This is a genomic window from Clostridium sp. C8-1-8 (assembly GCF_009928445.1).
Classification (GTDB): domain Bacteria; phylum Bacillota; class Clostridia; order Clostridiales; family Clostridiaceae; genus Clostridium_AR.
On sequence record NZ_JAABNO010000012.1, the window covers coordinates 40370 to 58999 of the forward strand.

Annotated in this window: 15 protein-coding genes; 6 read left to right on the forward strand and 9 right to left on the reverse strand. The window is 33.1% G+C overall.

The window, feature by feature from the left end; translation table 11 throughout:
• The first annotated feature begins 244 nt into the window (after positions 1-244).
• Positions 245-1930, forward strand: coding sequence for a glycoside hydrolase family 43 protein (locus GXK57_RS13500; RefSeq protein ID WP_279285505.1), 1686 nt, complete (start codon positions 245-247; stop codon positions 1928-1930).
• 53 nt (positions 1931-1983) lie between these two features.
• Positions 1984-2940: an endo-1,4-beta-xylanase gene (locus tag GXK57_RS13505; protein ID WP_160677195.1), complete on the forward strand. Its 957-nt coding sequence runs from the start codon at positions 1984-1986 to the stop codon at positions 2938-2940.
• Positions 2941-3289: 349 nt separating this feature from the next.
• On the opposite strand, the gene GXK57_RS13510 is transcribed toward GXK57_RS13505, so the two are convergent.
• The 7 genes from GXK57_RS13510 to GXK57_RS13540 form a co-directional block, all read right to left on the reverse strand.
• Positions 3290-4237 (reverse strand): sugar kinase, encoded by a 948-nt coding sequence (locus GXK57_RS13510; protein ID WP_160677197.1) that lies wholly within the window; start codon positions 4235-4237, stop codon positions 3290-3292.
• Between the two features lie 214 nt (positions 4238-4451).
• Positions 4452-6737: a glycoside hydrolase family 2 TIM barrel-domain containing protein gene (locus GXK57_RS13515; protein ID WP_160677200.1), complete on the reverse strand. Its 2286-nt coding sequence runs from the start codon at positions 6735-6737 to the stop codon at positions 4452-4454.
• 410 nt (positions 6738-7147) lie between these two features.
• A complete protein-coding gene (locus GXK57_RS13520) occupies positions 7148-8437 on the reverse strand; it encodes a PTS transporter subunit EIIC (protein WP_160677203.1) in 1290 nt (429 codons plus the stop codon).
• A 47-nt stretch (positions 8438-8484) separates the two neighbouring features.
• Positions 8485-8790 carry a PTS sugar transporter subunit IIB gene (locus GXK57_RS13525; protein WP_160677206.1) on the reverse strand — a complete coding sequence of 102 codons (306 nt, stop codon included), beginning with the start codon at positions 8788-8790 and terminating at the stop codon, positions 8485-8487.
• Positions 8791-8868: 78 nt separating this feature from the next.
• Positions 8869-9186 (reverse strand): PTS lactose/cellobiose transporter subunit IIA, encoded by a 318-nt coding sequence (locus tag GXK57_RS13530; RefSeq protein WP_160677208.1) that lies wholly within the window; start codon positions 9184-9186, stop codon positions 8869-8871.
• Between the two features lie 209 nt (positions 9187-9395).
• The gene (locus GXK57_RS13535; protein ID WP_160677211.1) at positions 9396-12086 is read right to left on the reverse strand and encodes a sigma-54-dependent transcriptional regulator; all 2691 of its coding nucleotides are present in this window, start codon (positions 12084-12086) and stop codon (positions 9396-9398) included.
• A 214-nt stretch (positions 12087-12300) separates the two neighbouring features.
• A complete protein-coding gene (locus tag GXK57_RS13540; RefSeq protein WP_160677214.1) occupies positions 12301-13161 on the reverse strand; it encodes an AraC family transcriptional regulator in 861 nt (286 codons plus the stop codon).
• A 365-nt stretch (positions 13162-13526) separates the two neighbouring features.
• Between GXK57_RS13540 and uxaC the strand changes: the two genes are divergently transcribed.
• The 4 genes from uxaC (at position 13527) to GXK57_RS13560 (ending at position 17633) form a co-directional block, all read left to right on the forward strand.
• Positions 13527-14921: a glucuronate isomerase gene (uxaC, locus tag GXK57_RS13545; RefSeq protein WP_160677217.1), complete on the forward strand. Its 1395-nt coding sequence runs from the start codon at positions 13527-13529 to the stop codon at positions 14919-14921.
• Between the two features lie 4 nt (positions 14922-14925).
• Positions 14926-15981 (forward strand): mannonate dehydratase, encoded by a 1056-nt coding sequence (gene uxuA / locus GXK57_RS13550; protein WP_160677220.1) that lies wholly within the window; start codon positions 14926-14928, stop codon positions 15979-15981.
• Position 15982: 1 nt separating this feature from the next.
• Positions 15983-16840, forward strand: a complete 858-nt coding sequence (locus GXK57_RS13555; protein WP_160677223.1) for an SDR family oxidoreductase — start codon at positions 15983-15985, stop codon at positions 16838-16840.
• 139 nt (positions 16841-16979) lie between these two features.
• Positions 16980-17633 (forward strand): bifunctional 4-hydroxy-2-oxoglutarate aldolase/2-dehydro-3-deoxy-phosphogluconate aldolase, encoded by a 654-nt coding sequence (locus GXK57_RS13560; RefSeq protein ID WP_160677225.1) that lies wholly within the window; start codon positions 16980-16982, stop codon positions 17631-17633.
• A gap of 124 nt (positions 17634-17757) precedes the next feature.
• Here the strand turns inward: GXK57_RS13560 and GXK57_RS13565 are convergent, their stop codons facing one another.
• The gene (locus GXK57_RS13565; RefSeq protein ID WP_160677228.1) at positions 17758-18279 is read right to left on the reverse strand and encodes a hypothetical protein; all 522 of its coding nucleotides are present in this window, start codon (positions 18277-18279) and stop codon (positions 17758-17760) included.
• Positions 18280-18414: 135 nt separating this feature from the next.
• Positions 18415-18627, reverse strand: a complete 213-nt coding sequence (locus GXK57_RS13570; protein WP_160677231.1) for a hypothetical protein — start codon at positions 18625-18627, stop codon at positions 18415-18417.
• Positions 18628-18630: the final 3 nt, after the last annotated feature.

An 18630-nucleotide genomic window follows, 5' to 3' on the forward strand; every position in this document is an offset into this window, starting at 1 on the left:
TTTTTCGCTGCAATTGAGAAGTAGAAATTTCAGCATATAAACTTCAAATATTCAATCATTAGTTTTAATAATCTTCCCAACACTTATAAAACCAGTTATCTGAATTACAAATTAGTACTTTTTAATCCATAAGTCACTCTTTCATAAATAGTAATAATAAGAGTATTAAACTACTTTAGTAGGAGGTGATATATAGAATTTAGAGTATATGCTAATGTTTTTAATTCAAGAGTATATCTTGGTAATGAGTCAGAAAAATTTATTGATATTTAATAAGAAAGAGGATGATTATGAAATGTTAAACCACTCTAAACTTTTTTTATTAACAATGTCTTTAATATTTAGCTTTTCAATGAGTACAGCTGCAAACAATATCAATCTAGAAAAAAATCATCAAACCACAACTAGACCTTTATTAAATTCTGATAATACTAAAGATACCTCTATAAATAACAAACTACTTTCTGATAAATCTATTTTAGCTAATTCTACAACTACTACCAATGCACTTGCCAAAGTTCCGGGATACTCCAATCCTCTTATTACTCATAAGTTTGGAGCCGATCCATGTGCTATGGTATATAATGGCAGAGTTTACGTTTATATGACAAGTGATCAATTTGAATACGATAACAATGGAAATGTAGTTGATAACACCTATAATAAAATACAGAAAATAACCATTATTTCATCTAATGATATGGTTAACTGGACTGATCATGGTGAAGTTCAAGTAGCTGGTTCTAATGGCTCTGCAAAGTGGGCAAATCACTCTTGGGCTCCTACAGCAGCCTGTAAAAAAATAAATGGCAAAGATAAGTTCTTCCTTTATTTTGCTAATGATGCCTCAAGTATAGGAGTACTTACCTCAGATTCTCCAATAGGTCCATGGACTGATCCAATTGGTAAACCTATTATCACTAATAGCACTCCTGGAGTTAATGGAGTTGTGTGGCTTTTTGATCCTGCAGTATTCGTTGATGATGATGGATCAGCTTATCTATATTTTGGAGGAGGAATCCCTGGGGGAAATACACCTACTCAAAGTCAAATTGCAAACCCAAAATCAAGTAGAGTTATAAAACTAAGCAGTGATATGATTCATACTGATGGAAGTGCCTCTTTAATAGACGCTCCTTTCATGTTTGAAGATTCAGGTATACACAAATACAATGGTAAATACTACTATTCCTATTGTTCAAATTTCTCTGGTACACACCCAGCTGGCTCTCCAGCCCAAGGAGAAATTGCTTACATGGTCAGCAACAATCCTATGGGACCATTTACCTATCAAGGTACTATTCTAAAAAACCCAGGAAGCTTTTTCGGTGTTGGTGGTAACAACCATCATTCTATTTTTCAATTTAATAACCAATGGTATATAACCTACCATGCACAAACTCTAGGAAAAGCTATGGGAATTACTAAAGGATACCGCTCACCTCATATTAACAAACTTCAATATTCCAGTGATGGAAAGATTCAAAACGTCAATGCTGATATGATTGGAGTTCCTCAAACTACTAATCTTAATCCATATATACGCAATGAAGCTGAGACTATTGGATGGAATGGAGGTATCTCAACAGAGATATGCCAAGCATCAGGAGGAATTAATCTGGATGTTACAAACATAAATAATGGTGACTGGATAGCAGTATCAAAGGCTGACTTTGGACAAGTTGCCGCTAAGACTTTTAAGGCTAACATTGCCTCCTCTGTTGGTGGAAAGATAGAAATACATTTAGATACTGTAGATGGTGCTTTAGTAGGTACTCTAAATGTAGGCTCTACAGGTGGTCCACAACAATGGAAAGAAATGCAGTGCACAGTATCCAATATTACTGGAGTTCACAATGTTTTCTTTAAATTTGTAGGTAACGGCACAAATAACTTATTCAATATTGATTATTGGCAATTCCTAAAATAAATGAAATCAATCTGGGTACATTCAAGTACACCATATATAAAGGAGTGTTTATTATGTTAAAAACAAAGATTATAAAATTTTGTACTATAGCTCTTTCCTTAACTCTACTAGTGTCATTGTCAACAACAAAAAATACAAATGCAGCTATGTCCCATAGTAAATTCTTAGGTAATATAATATCATACAATATCCCTTCTAACTTCGACACTTATTGGAATCAAGTAACTCCAGAAAATGCTACAAAATGGGGTTCTGTTGAAGCAAATCGTGGCAATATGAATTGGAGCGGTGCAGACCTTGCTTATAATTACGCTAAAAGTAAAAACTTCCAATTCAAGTTTCATACTCTAGTTTGGGGCTCTCAGGAACCAGATTGGATCTCCAAACTCTCAGCCGCTGACCAAAAGGCTGAAGTATCTGAATGGATTCAAGCAGCCGGTAAGAGATATTCTGGAGCAGCCTTTGTAGATGTAGTAAATGAACCCCTTCACACTAAGCCTTCTTTCAAAAATGCTATAGGTGGAGATGGTACTACCGGATGGGACTGGGTTGTATGGTCCTTTGAACAAGCTAGAAAAGCCTTCCCAAATTCTAAACTACTACTAAATGAATATGGTATAATCGGTGACCCTAATGCTGCTAATAACTATATAAAAATCGCAAATATCCTTAAATCTAAAGGGCTTATAGATGGAATCGGCATACAATGTCATCAATTCAATATGGACACCGTTTCTGTGGCTACAATGAAAACAGTTTTAAACACCTTATCCTCAACAGGCTTACCTATATATGTATCAGAGCTTGATATTAGCGGGGATGATTCAACTCAACTTGCAAGATACCAACAAAAGTTTCCAGTACTATGGGAGAATCCTAATGTTAAGGGTGTTACCTTATGGGGATATATACAAAACCAGACTTGGAAACCTGACACCTATTTAGTTACTTCATCAGGTACAGAAAGACCTGCACTTAAATGGTTAAAAAGCTATCTTTCAACTCATTAATAAGTCAAAGATTTTTGACCATTAACTAGGCTTTACAAAAATACTTTGTATTAATGTGTCAAAGTATTACACTCACCAATTCTCACTAAGTTTACGTTATGTTGAATAATTACTTGAATCTGAAACTTATAAAATGTTGACAATATTTATGAAAGCCATGCATCGACAAACCTAATAGTTTTCAATGCATGGCTTATTAGAAAAGTTTACTATATACAAACTTAATTTATACAGGTTCAATAATATTGACTTCTGAGGATTATAGAGCATAGATAAATTAATAGTTGAAGTTATATAACTATATTCTCAAAGAAACTCTTATTCTAGGCTCATTTGCCAGATCTTTTAATTATCTATCTACACTTTTTCGCTTTCCCATAAAGGTTAAAAGCTGCTCAAAATATGGATAGCCTTCCATATCTCCCTGTACAAGAGTGGCCATAGCCCCTACTCCGTTGCCTAGTTGTCCACACTCTTCTAAACTTAAGTTTCTTAATATTCCAGATAAAAATCCTGCCGCAAAGCCATCACCAGCTCCAACAGTATCTACAGGGTTCTTAATCTCATAGCCGCCTACATAAGTTCCACCAGAACTATTAGCAACATAGCAGCCTTTCTCACCAAGCTTCACAGCTACTAGCTTACAGCCTAGGTCAAGGAACTTATTAGCTATTTGTTTTTCATCCCTAGTTCCTAGAAGCATCTCTCCTTCTGAAATACCTGGTAAAACTATATCCGAACTTCTTGCTATATCTAACAATATAGGTTTAGCTTCTTCTATATCCCATAACTTCAATCTTATATTAGGATCAAAGGATATTCTTATATTATTCTCCCTTGCTATCCTCAAGACTTCAAATACAACCTTTTTCAAGCCATCAGACAGTGCTGGAGTTATGCCAGTGATATGAATTATTTCAGCTTGTTTAATATATTCTAAATCTAATTCTTCTACTGTTAATGTAGTGGCTGCTGAGTTTTGTCTATAATAATAAACATTAGGATTTTCTCCACCAAATCTTTCTTTAAAAAGAATAGCACTGCTTTTTTCATTGGTAAATTTCGTTCTAGAGGTATCTACACCCTCTGATCTTATAGCATTTCTAATATACCTTCCAAACTCATCTTCTCCTAATTTTGAGAACCAGGCTGCTTCATGTCCAAGTCTTGAAAGTGCTATAGCCACATTAGATTCTGCTCCAGCTATAGATTTATTAAAGCTACTAACATACCTTAGCGGTCCATTTGACTGTGGATTAAAAAGCACCATAGTTTCTCCAAAGGTTAATACGTCCATGTTATATATCCACCTACTCTTAGTTCAGTTTTTTAATTATATATTTTTATTCTAGTGAAGTTGCTGAAGCTTAGCACCATAGAAAAATCAGCGTACTGAGTCCACAGCCCTATCTATATATGTACGACTTCACATTAAAATCTATTTTTTCAAATTCTACTCTCAGAATCCATAAGAGTTTTAAAAATAGATTTAGTATTTAAGTGGTACATCTTTATTTCTTAGGAATAACATTTAGCTCATCGTTGATTACACCTAAAAGTTCCTTTGGTATTCTAAACATAGATCTTTTAGACATACCTTCTATTGAAATAAGTCCCATCATTACTTTGAATCTAGGCTCTTCAGCAGTTTCTCCAAAGAACTTTTTAAATACTGCTTTTGCCTGTTCATCTTCATAAAGCTTTTCTACAGAATCGTATATTGAATAATATCCATCCTTAACAACTATCTCTTTAACTTCAGACAAATCAAACTTCTCAAACCAGTTAGTTACATGTTTCTTTTCTTCTTGCTTTGGAAGTATATAGCTTTCATCTATTTTATCAACTCTGTTTAACAGCATCTCATCTGTGTAACTATTATTTTTTTCATCAAAGCCTTCAATTCTAATAGAATTTTCTCCTGAGGCTAGTTTCACATTCTTAAATGATTTCATTGGTTCACTATGGCTGATTTCAGCAGCAAGCTTATCATTTACATATAGCTTAATATTGGACAAGTTAGAAAGCACTATAATATCGTTTAGTTCCTTATGTCTATTAACAAATCTGCTACCAGCTAGCTTCACAAAAGGTTCCTTTGACCAGTAGGCCTTACATAAATAAAAGGCGTCCTTCTTTACTTTTCTGTCTATAGTTACGAGCCCCTTTTGGTTTCTTCCTTTTTCTCCGCCTTCATTTCTAATTTCACTACCGAAATCAAACATTGCCCATACATATCCACCTAGAACAAAGTCTCTCTCTCTAAAGGTTCTAAGCGCATTGTCCTGGAATAGCAATTGGTACTCTTCAGTATAGTCTTTTACTGTAGGTTCATAAGAATGAAGCCTTGGGTTAGTATCTACTCCATATTCAGTAACCATAACTGGTTTGTTAGGTCTTGTAGCATGAAAATCATCTAACCTAATTCCTAAATCTTTAATTTCCTTGTAGTACCAGCCATAATAAAGGTTATATCCAACAAAATCTGTTAAATCATTTAATGGACTTTCATTAGCCACAGTATGAATGTTGGCCTGAGCTATAAATCTTGTTGAATCTAAACTTTTAGCAGTAGAAACTAGCTCTTCCACCATCTTATAGGTATTTTCATTTTCTACTGCTATAGTTATTTCATTTTGAACTCCCCAGCAGTAAATTGAGGTGTGGTTATAGGCCTGTTTTATTAAACATTCAAGCTGTTCTTTAGCATTTCTATTTTCTTTATCAACTGTAGTTGGTATACTGATAAAAGGAATTTCTGCCCATATTAGCATACCTTCACGGTCACAAAGGGTATAGAAATAATCATCGTGCTGGTAGTGAGAAAGTCTAATGCTGTTAGCACCTACTTCCTTTATGATTGACATATCCAATTCCATATGTTCTTTGGTTAAGGCATTACCAATCTTAGCAAAGTCTTGATGTCTGCTAACACCGTTTAGCTTAATAGGCTTGCCGTTCAAAAATACACCTTTTTCTGGAGTTATCTCTACAGTTCTAAACCCAATCTCAATTATCTTTTTATCACAAAGCATATCTTCTGAGTATATCTCAGCCTCTAATCTATAAAGATAAGGACTTTCTATACCTTGCCAAAGCTCAGGATTATTGATTCTCTCAACCAAGTGGAATTTAAATTCCTTATGAATATCAGCTTCAACAGTTTTATCAAGTACTATATTATCCTCTTTATCTAATAGTCTAAAATTTAACCTACCAGTCTTTGCTTCAGTTAACTCGTTTACTACTGCCCCTCTTATTTCAAGCTCAAAGATTCCATCCACTATATTTCTTTGACTTAAGTATATGCCGTCTCTTCCATTGTCCATAAGATCAAAGTGAAGTGCCTCTGAAACAATTAATTTCACCTCACGATATATTCCTCCATAAAAGGAGAAATCAGCCATTAGTGGGTACACATCTTTATGACTGCTGTTATCTACAATTATTGATATTAGATTTTCTCCTGCTCTCAAAAAAGGAGTCAAAAACACTCTATACATTGAGAAGCCACATCTGCTGCCACCAGCCAACTTACCATTAACATAAACCTTAGAGATTAAAGAAGCTGACCCTATTTCTAAAAATATATACTTAGCTAACTCTTCAGCACTAACATCAAGCTTTCTTTGATAAAAGCATTGGCCTTTAAACATTCCCTCTCCACTTTGTCCATCAATTGCATTAAAGCAGTGAGGTAAATTCACTAATTCAGCTTCCTCTATTTCTTTTTCTATATAAATTTCGTTATTTTCTTTTGTAAAGCTCCATTTATCATTTAAATCCATTATCCTCATTTATATTCACCTACTTTTATAATCTAATTTACAGATTAGCTCTGTGATTTGGTTCAAAATACAAACTATACTAACTTTATTTTTCATTGATAAATTGCATAACTATAATTTATCCCTACCAATCTAGAATATATTTACCACTTTACTTCAAGAGTATCTTAATTTAAAAGATAAGTTCACCTAATTATATGGATGCACCACTTCGTAGTAAGCCATTTTTTTAAATCCTCTCACCAAATACCGTGAGAGTTTTAAAAATAGATTTCAGTTAGAAGTGATGCATCTTTATAGGGTTCCTAACTCAACTATTAAGTTATACGTGCCCGATATTCCCCAGAAGCCGCGATTATCGAACAAGTATAACTTAAGTTTCGATATAGGAACCCTTTAAAGGTGAACTTAAATCTATATTACTTTACTTCTTCTACTGCTGTTTGTTGCTCTAAAGCATAAGCTTCTCTATCTGCTTTTCTAAAGAATGGATACCAAACTGCCATTTCTAGAATTACAAGTACAACTTGAAGCACAGCTATCTTCCAGCTTCCTTCCATAAGTCCACTGAAGATTATTGGCATACCACTCATTGGAGCCATTCCAGCTACTCTTGGAACTATACCTATAACAGTTAATCCATAAGCAATAATTAGATTGATTGCATTCATGAATATAAATGGTACAGCAAATCTTACATTGAAGACTAAAGGTGTACCAAAAACCAAGGGTTCGCTTATACCGAAAAGTGATGGTAGCGTTGATAATTTACCTAAGGTTTTGTATTGTTTACTCTTTGCGAATAATAACATAAGTAGAGCAAACCCTATTGCACTGGCACTAACAGTATAAGTACTAACAAATGCACGTCCTGTTATATTTGGAAGAGCTTGACCTGCTGAATAAGCAGTTAATTGGGCTGCATCCATTGCTGTAAATATTGGAAGAACCACTGAGTAAATAACCAAAGTTCCATGAATACCAAAGAACCATAACACTTGAGCAAATGTCCATAAAAGTATAACTGAAACTATATTTCCACCAACACCTTGAAGTGGAGTTTGAATAAAAGCATATATAAATGCATGCATAGTCTTATATGGAGTTGCTGCAAAAACACCTGATATAATTAAGAATAGGATTGCAACAGCAAAACCTGGTATTAAACTACTGAAACTGCTGGATACTACTGGTGGTACACTAGCTGGCATCTTAATAGTCCAACCTTTTTGTTTAATATAGATATATAATCTTGTGGCTACCAAACTTATAATAATTGCTGAGAATATTCCCTTCGCACCTAGCCAATCCATAGGTATTGACGTAATTGTAGCATTATTCACTTTAGTTACAGAAAGCGGAGTCACTACAAAGAAGCACACTGCTGCTAATAAGGATGGTAAAATCGGATCCTCTTTATACTGTTTTGCATAACTACCTGCTATAGTAATTAAAAACACCACTGCTAAGAAGTTAGTTGTGAATTGAATAGATGTATTTAAAACTGCTGCTATTCCAGAGCTAGCAATAAAGCTTTTATATGCAGGTATTTGCAGATTTAAAAATAGTGAAGCAAATGCACCTAAAAGTGTTACTGGCATTGCTACCATCATTCCGCCTGTGATTCCATTTGCCAACTTACTTTTTTGAACCTTGTTTAGTATTGGTGCAATTTTTTTATTAATAGCCTTTGAATCAAACTTAGCCATTATAAATCCCCCTTTAGAATTTAGCCTTAATGAGTTTTTCTATAAAATTAACCTAATAATTTAAGTGCATCATTTAATACGTTTTCACCATTTAAAGTACCATAGTCCATCATATCTATTACTGCAACCTTAATTCCCTTTGGCTCGTATTTTTCTCTTATCTCATCTTCTAGATAAGATATTTGAGGTCCTAAAAGCAAAACTTCTGTTGGCTCTTCATACTCTTCGAATTTTGACTCTGACATAGCTATTATCTTCGCTTCAATTCCCTTTTTCTTTGCACTTTCTTGCATCTTACCCATTAGAATACTTGTTGACATTCCTGCTGCACAAACCAATGTAATATATTTCATAACTATTTCCTCCTAAAAATTCACATTATTTTTTGATTATATTTTTAAACAAGCTTGTTTTGTTAACTACTAAATATCTTATTTTCTAAATTCCTCATACATAGAAATCATTTCTTGTGCCAGATCACGTACAGTGATTGCATTCATCAAGTGATCTTGTGCATGAATCATAAGTAAACTTATTTCAACCTTATCTCCTGCAGATTCGCTTTGTATTAATCTAGTTTGGAAGTTGTGAGCTTTATTTAAAGCTTCGTTTGCTTCCTTTATCTTATCCTTTGCGGCTTCCAATTCACCCTTTTTAGCTAGCTTTATAGCATGCATTGCTTTACTTCTCGCATCACCACCATTTACTATAAGTTCCATGACTATTTGTTCTTTATCTACTGTTTCCATTGCTTCACCTTCTAATCAACATTTTTTATTTGTCTTACGCTTATATATAAAGCAAGACCCGTGCCAAAGCAGAAATTATATAAATTTATCTCAATAAAACCTCTTGTTCCTTCATTCATAAGCCTTTAAACGTAAAATAAAAAAGCTTTCAAAAAGTATTGATGTGCTTTACTTTTCGAAAACTTTTCAAAGCACATTAAAGATGTGCTTTATTTTGCTCTATTTTTCATAGTAAATAAGTTCATAAGATAACAAATCTCGTCTTCTGAAATAAGAATTGTATATTTAGTATTGAGCAATGCACATTCGCTTTTAATTAATCTATACAATTCTAAGTTTTCTCTTATATAACTTTCTTTATTTCTATAAGTTTCAATAACTTCATTGCCACTTAATCTATCTACCATAACTGCCATATGAAGAGTTATTCCTATCAATGCATTTGACGTAAGCTTTATATTTATTGCCTTTGTCACATTCTTACAGAATCTTTTTATATCCTTAACAATAGCTTTCCCATCGATATTTCTTAATTGATGTTCTAAGGTTTCTTCCATTTTTATATAAACTTTTTCTCGATCTATTAAATCTTGTATATTGCCTGATGCCCCGCCCTCTATAATATGGTCTAGTTTAAACTGTACATAATCAGCCTCTAGATCAAATGGACTTACTATGCATAATATCTCATAATTATTTGATAACTTTTCTAGTCTATCATATATATTCTCTTTTCCTATAAAATTCACTGGAACTATATCAAGAAGACTGCTATCAAACTTAAGAGTTCTTTCTAATATTCCCTTCATAGCTTTTGCACTACCTTCTCCTGTAGTACAGATTGTTACTATAGCAAGCTTCTTCTCCTCGCTGCCTTCTGGTATATAATCTAATGAACTATTATCATATAAATTATTTACCTCTAAGGTTTCTCTATATATGTCATCTAAAGAATAACCAAGCATTGCTTTTCTAGTAGCTTCAATGCAATGCAGGGTACTTACCAAAGGAATAGTTCTCGTCTTTATTTTAAACTCCTTTTCTATCTCTCTGCCAAAGGTAGCAAGTGATCCCATGTCTACTAAGAATAATATCTCTTTATCTATATTGTTCTGCTTGATGTATTCCTTAATCTTTTCCAAGGTTATCTGTGGTTTCTCATCTATTGGAGCATTTATTCCTCTAGAATAATTAGCTCCTAGTAGACCATTCACTGCATCAGCCATAGAGGTAGCTGTGGTTTCTCCATGTGCTATAATAATGATTTTAACGTTATTGTAAGATTTTTTAAGTGCCTCATTGTGGTAAGTTAAAAACATTGTTATAAATCCAGCCTCGTCCACAGGTATCTCAATATCTAGAGATTGCTCTAGTATTTTTAGAACATCTATGGCTACATTGAACTCTTTGCTATGCTGTTTTCTAATATTATTAAGCTCCAGGTTTTCTATCTTCTTATTTCTTCTTATTCTGTCCACAGCATTGTTTATATGAACAGCTAGTCCATAATATATTTGTTTGTCTAATTTTCTTTCTAGCTCTTCTTCACAGAAATTGATTACTTTTTCTACAACCTTAATTATATGAGGCTCTACTATTGTCTCCAAGTTAGCTGTATCTACCTTGTAGTTAAATTTATTAATATATTTTTTAAAATAATCTTCTATGTTATTTTCAATTTCTTTCTCAAATTCTGTGCCTCTTATGCCTTTTGCTTTAAGATCCCTTGTTTTCATCTCAAGCATTTCATAGATGTTCTCATCATAACTATTATCTTCAAAAATCATCTTTTCTTCATCTTTATCAAAAATACAATATCGCTTATTTATGTCAACCAGCTTGTTCCATAACTGTCTGTGCTCTATCTCCTTATATAGACCTTCTCTTATATAGCTTGGCAAATCCAAACTGCTTATGCTGATTTCATCTTTTCTATTGGATAAAAAATCCGCATAGGCTCTAGCACAAGCAAGCTGAATATCTGACTTAAGCTGCCCCACATTGCTTTTGCATTCATAAAATAAAAATGCCTTTATTGAGTTTATTGATACCTTTATGCTCTTTCCAAGCCTTCCTGATTCCTCTAACATAAACTGCTTTATAAGATTAAATCGTTCTTCTATTCCTCTATTTCTTAAGGCTGGTATAGTTATTACCATAGGTATTCTTCTTGTAAAGGTCTGAAGCAAAGTTGTGTCAGGATTCTCAGTGGTAGCCGCTATAATAAGTACCTTTGCACTTCTCTCACTTTCGGTTTCTCCAAGTCTTCTGTACAAACCTCTATCCATAAAGGTAAAAAACATCTCTTGCCCTTCTGCTGGTAATCTATGTACTTCATCTAGAAATAAAATTCCACCATCTGCTTTCTCTAATAGCCCAATCTTATCAAAATCTGCACCAGTGTAAGCTCCCTTTTTCACACCGAAAAGCTGTCCTAATAGAAGCTGAGGATTGTTGGCATAATCTGCACAGTTAAAGGTTATAAATGGGCTTTCTTTAAACCTTACCCCCATCTCTGTGGCGTATTTATATATTAAGCCAGCAAAGGTTGACTTACCTACCCCAGTTTCTCCAAGAAGCAATATATTCATTCCATTAGGAGGATAAAGTATAGCAGCCTTAGCCTGTTCTAGAGCAGTATAAAGACTAGGGTTAACTTCTGAAAAATTATTAATTATTGATGTATTAGTCTCAACCTTTTCTTCATCCACTGCTATAAATAAGGTTGGTTTTCCTTTTATCTTAACTGCTTTTCCTGCGGTAGCTAATATATTCAAATCATTACTTACGTTGCCTCTCATAAGGCCCAATTCCTCGGCAAGCTCTGAAGCTGATACTCCATTAGGCTTTGAAACCTTTATCTCTTTAAGCTTATTAAGAATCAAATCAATTCTTTTCATTCATCAATTCACCTCACTGTTCCCTTTACTTTTGTTAATGATGTACAAATTACACCTAAAATCTTTCTTCAAAACTCCTCTGTGTTTTCATAGAAGTTTTGAAAATATAAACTTTATTAAAGAGTTATACATCTATATAATGAATCACTGCGTACTTTGTGAAATATAGATAAATATTTTAGTACATTATTCTATACTTTAATACAACTATAATTTACTTTACCATTGCCTCATAATACTGTTTTGGTGTAATACCATACTCATTTTTAAAAGCTCTAAAGAAATTAGAATAATCTCCAAACCCACATTGTTTATATACATCAATTATAGGAATCTCCTTGAGAATCAATTCCTTAGCCTCTATGAGTTTTTTCTGAACTATATATCTATGAATTGTAGTACCTGTATATTTTTTAAACTCTCTAGACAAATGGAACTTACTTAAGTAAAACTGTTCAGCTATTTCATCAACAGTTATATCTTCCTCTATATGATTATTTATGTACTCTATTATTCCATCTATAAGATTACTTTTCTTTATATCTACACCTAACTCTGTATCTTCCTTAAAGGTAAGATTATTTATATGCACCATAAGCTCAGTAATATAAGCCTTATAAAGAAGTTCATAACCAAAACCCTTATAGTTTTCAAGATCTACTAACTTATTAAGTATAAACCTTATATTTTTTTGTTGCTCAAAGTCTGCACTTAGTACATTTTTCTTATTTATTCCTTCAAAACAAAGAGAAAGATCTATTTCCTCATTTGAAAGACTTTTTAAAAAGCCTCTATTTATCCAAAGAACGATCCTTTCATAGTATGCTTCTTCAGAATTTATCACCGCTTGGTGTAGTTCCTTGGAATTAATCAAGACTAGATTTCCAGCTTCTAATTTATAAGCTTTACCTTCAATTAAATAAGTAACATCTCCTGCTATAAAGAAATAGATTTCATAAAAATCATGGTGGTGTATATTTATATTTCTTATGTCACTATTCAAATAATGATATATCTCATAATCACTAGATAGCATATACTGACGAGTTTGATACTCATGAGTTCTTTTCTTCACTATGCCCCACCTCCTAACTTCTCTTTATTCCTAACTTCTAGCACTTCAAATTACATATATTATCTTTTATCTATATTAACTTACTGTAAGTAATGTTTTATTAAAATTAAGTAGTCCTTAAGGAGCTGCTATATGCCCGAGTTATTTTAGCCTAAAGCATAAGACCTCTGTCCACTTAACTTCAATGAACAATTTAAAAATAATATTATTTTACCTGAGCAATTTTTGCAAGTTATATAGCAATAATAACATATTTAATATCAGCCATAAAGCTTATAATTAAGGCAAGTTAGATGTATTTGTTTTCAACGGCATTCTAATTATGTTTATAATGTCAGATAAAGGTATAAAAATGAGGTGATTACTTGTTAGATAACAATTTTATGTTAAAAGGAAAAACAGCAAAATTACTTTATGATAACATTGCAAAAAATGCTCCAATATATGACTATCACTGCCACCTATCAGCAAAAGAAATATATGATGATAAAGTATTTAGTAATATCTCTAAGATTTTTCTTGAATTCGATCACTATAAGTGGAGAGCCATGAGATATGCTGGAGTACCTGAAGCCTATATAACTGGTGATTCAAGTGATTTTGATAAATTTAAAATGTGGGCAAGAACCTGTGAAAGATTAATTGGAAGTCCATTATACCATTGGACTAACATGGAGCTTAAAAGCTTCTTTGATGTAAAAGAAATTCTAAAGGAAAGCAATGCTGAAAAGATTTATGAATACTGCAATAATAAAATATCAGAAGAAGCTTTATCTCCCGTGAAATTTATAAATAACTCTAGAGTAAAATTAATCTGCACCACTGATGATCCTATTGATAACTTAGAGTATCATAAACTACTAAGTAAGAAACAACTAGAATTTAAGGTACTTCCAACCTTCAGACCAGATAAGGCTCTTAATATATCAAAGGATGATTACCTCGATTATTTAAAGGACCTATCCAATAGTTGTTCTGTAGAAATTTATGACTATCAAACTTTAATAACTGCATTGAAAAAGCGTATAAAACATTTTGTTCAAGCTGGTTGCAAGCTTTCTGATCACTCTCTCGAAAGTTTACACTACTATGATACTGATGAAAATGAAGTATCAGCAATATTTAGGAAAAAGTTATTTGAAAACAACTTATCCTTCGAAGAAATCGAAAAATTCAAATGTTTCACGCTTAAAATCCTAGCTGCGGAATATGCTAAAAATAACTGGGTAATGCAGCTTCACATAGGTGCAATGAGAAACAACAATGAGCTAATGTTTAAAAAACTTGGCGCTGATGCTGGTTTTGATATCATGAACGACTTTAACATAGCACCTCACTTATCGAAATTAATAGCTTCAATGGATAAAGAATCTGCTCTACCTAAAACAATAATATACACTTTAAATTCAAAGGATAACCTTGTGCTTTCATCACTTCCTCACTGCTTTGGACAAGATGGCATTCAAGGAAAGATTCAATTTGGTGCTGCTTGGTGGTTTAACGATCACAAAGAAGGAATTTATGATCACTTAAGGGGTCTTTCAAGTCAAGGTACCTTAGCTTACTTTGTTGGTATGCTTACAGACTCAAGAAGCTTTTTATCCTATGCAAGACATGATTATTTTAGAAGAATTTTATGTAGTTATATAGGCTCTCTAGTAGATGATGAAGAGTTCGAAGATGATGCTGAAATATTAAAAGAAATTATTGAAGGAATATGCTTTAAAAATATAAAAAATTATTTAGAATTGGAGGATTAATATTATGAAATTATCATTTAGATGGTACGGGGCTGACGATGCTGTTACGCTTCAATATATTAGACAAATCCCAAGTATGTACAGTATTGTAACTGCTGTTTACGATGTTCCTGTAGGAGAAAAGTGGAGCATGGAAAGTATTCTTAAGCTAAAAGCTGAAGTCGAAGCTGCTAACTTAAAGTTCGATGTTATAGAAAGCGTTCCAGTACATGAGGATATAAAACTTGGACTTCCATCAAGAGATCGATATATAGAAAACTATAAAGAAAATATAAGAAGCCTTGCAAAAGCAGGCGTTAAGGTAATATGTTATAACTTCATGCCAGTATTTGACTGGACAAGAACTCAGCTTGATAAGGTATTAGAGGATGGCTCAACTGCACTTGTTTACTACAAGGCGCAATTAGAAAAAATGGATCCTCTAACTGGTGAACTATCACTTCCTGGTTGGGATTCCAGCTACACTAAGGATCAACTAGCTGACTTATTTGAAAAGTACTCAAAGGTTGATGAGGAAGCCTTATGGACCAACTTAGAATACTTCTTAAAGCAAATCATCCCTGTGGCAGAACAATGTGATATAAAGATGGCTATACACCCAGATGATCCTCCTTACAATATTTTTGGTCTTCCAAGAATTATAACTAATGAAAAAAATCTTGATAGATTCTTAAAGCTTGTAGATAGCAAATATAATGGTCTTACTTTCTGTACAGGCTCTCTTGGTTCAGCAAGCTTCAATGATATCGTAAAAATGGTAGATAAATATTCTAGCCAAGGCCGTATTCATTTCATTCACGTTAGAAATGTAAAGCTTCTTGAGGATGGAAGCTTTGAAGAAAGTGCTCACTACTCACCTTGCGGTTCTTTAGATATAGTTGAGATCATGAAAGTACTTCATAAAAACAATTTTGATGGGTATCTTCGCCCTGACCACGGAAGAATGATATGGGGTGAAACCGGTAGACCTGGCTATGGTTTATATGATCGTGCATTAGGCGCTATGTATATAACTGGCATATGGGAAGCTCTAGAAAAAACAAATAAAGGAGATAACTAATATGAAATTACCTTTTAATATAGATTTGAGAGACAAAGTTGTAGTAATAACAGGCGGAGCTGGAGTCCTTGGAAGTTCCTGGACCGATGCTCTTGCTGAATGTGGAGCAAAGGTAGCAATACTTGATCTTAGCCTAGAAAATGCTGAAAAAAAAGCTGCTGAGGTTGTAGCAAATGGTAAAATGGCCATTGGTGTTGAAGCTAATGTGCTTAATAAAGCTAGTCTTAAAAAAGCTCATGAAGTAGTATTAGAGAAGTTTGGTCCTTGTGACATACTTATAAACGGTGCTGGTGGAAATAATCCAAAGGGTACAACAACTAAAGAATACTTATATGAAGAAGATTTACAAGAAGAACATGAAGACCTTATAACCTTCTTTGATCTTGATGAAAATGGAGTAAGATTTGTATTTGACCTAAACTTCCTTGGAACACTGCTTCCAACTCAAGAATTTGCAAAGGATATGATAGGAAGAAAAGGCTGCAACATTATAAACATTTCATCAATGAATGCCTTTACTCCACTTACAAAGATCCCTGCATATTCAGGAGCGAAAGCTGCTATATCAAACTTTACTCAATGGCTTGCAGTTCACTTTTCAAAGGTTGGCATAAGAGTAAACGCTATAGCACCAGGCTTCTTCGTAACTAAGCAAAATGAATCATTACTTAAGAATGCTGATGGAAGCTACACTGAACGTTCCCATAAGATACTAAACAGCACTCCAATGGGTAGATTTGGAGAAGCTGAAGAGCTTATAGGTGCACTTCTATTCTTGGTAAATGAAGAAGCTTCAAGCTTTGTTAATGGTATAGTAATCCCAATAGATGGTGGCTTCTCCGCTTACTCAGGGGTGTAGTACTCCTAGGTAATCTTAAGTACTGTGTATAAATTAAGGTTTCGCTCCTCCAATGATTTAATGAGCTTCTGTAGCAACGCCTTAATTTATACAATGCCATAAAACAAAATCTAATACTAAAAACTCTAAGAGGTGTAAAATGCAAAGATTAGAAACTATAAAGAAGTTAAGTGAATATGGACTTGTAGCTGTTATAAGAGCTAACTCAAAAGAAGAAGGTATAAAGATTGTTGAGGCTGTAAAAAAAGGTGGAATTAAAGCTTTGGAAATAACTATGACAGTTCCAGGTGCTTTAGATATAATAAAAGAACTATCTGAGATTTATAAAGATGATAAGGAAATACTTATAGGAGCTGGAACTGTACTTGATCCTGAAACTGCAAGAGCTTGTATTTTAGCAGGAGCGAAATACATAGTAAGCCCTAGTTTAAATCCAGAAACAGTGAGGCTTTGTAATAGATATAGGATTGCCATAATCACTGGCATCATGACGGTTAAGGAAGCTGTAGAAGCTCTTGAACTGGGAGTTGAGATCATAAAAGTATTCCCTGGCAATGCTTATGGTCCATCCATAATAAGTTCATTCAAAGGACCTATACCACAAGGTAACTTTATGCCAACAGGCGGAGTAAATCTTGACAATGTAAAGGACTGGATCAAGGCTGGCGCCATTGCAGTTGGTACAGGCAGTGATTTAACTAAAAGTGCTAGTACCGGCAATTATGAGTTAGTTACAGAAACTGCAGCCAAATTTGTTGATGCAGTAAATGAAGCAAGATATACTAATAGCTAATTAAAAAGAGCCAATAAAGTCATAAAAACACCCTCAGTTCCTAAATTGACTTGAGGGTGTTTTTATGACTTTATTCTTTAATCAATATAGACAACTTAAATCTCCCCACAGGCTAAATTAGCAATTAATCTTTCATCATCATAAAACGGCGAAAAGATTCTCTATCTAAACTTTTTTTGATTTTTCTTACTCTAATAGACATACTTCTTATAGTACTTATCATAGGCAATAGCAATATTAGCGCTGCAACAAAAATAAAAGAATAAATGTCATAACTCATATTAATAAAAGATGAGATTAAGCAAATTATATAACCTACTACAGCAAGGATTATATCTCTTAAATATACATTTTTTGCATATATCTTATCTAAATAAAATCCCATGTAATTGTTGTAAGCAGTCATTGTAAATAGTATACAGATTACTATAGACAAAATTACAGGGAAATACCAAATCGAACCTGTTCCCTCCATATTTTTATTGAGAGAAACAGATAATGAGAACATTGCAAAAATTATTATTAAAAACATACCCGAATTAACTGCCTTTACCATATGCCTTAAATTACACTTTTCTTCGTATGATATAATGTCATTCTCATCATTATATATCATATCTTTTATACCTTTTAGTTTAGTGTTCATCCTATTCTCCAAAATACTATTTAATACGAATGCCCCAGCAATAAATGATAAAAGTAAGAACAAGCTGTTAAACTTCTTTGAATACCCTATGGTTATAACAAATGCTATTATTCTTAAACCCCAATCAATAATAGCCTATATTCTAACAACTCTAAAATCAACAAATCTATCAAAAGCAAGTACATATGAAGTACAAACAACCGCAACTTGTGGAAGTATGCCTATAATGAACTTATATTTACTATCTAGTCCTTCAAATTTACCACTGAATATTAATATTGCTATAACTGACATAAACAAATAACTTATAACATTCATTATCAACAATATTTTTACTTTTTTAATCATAAT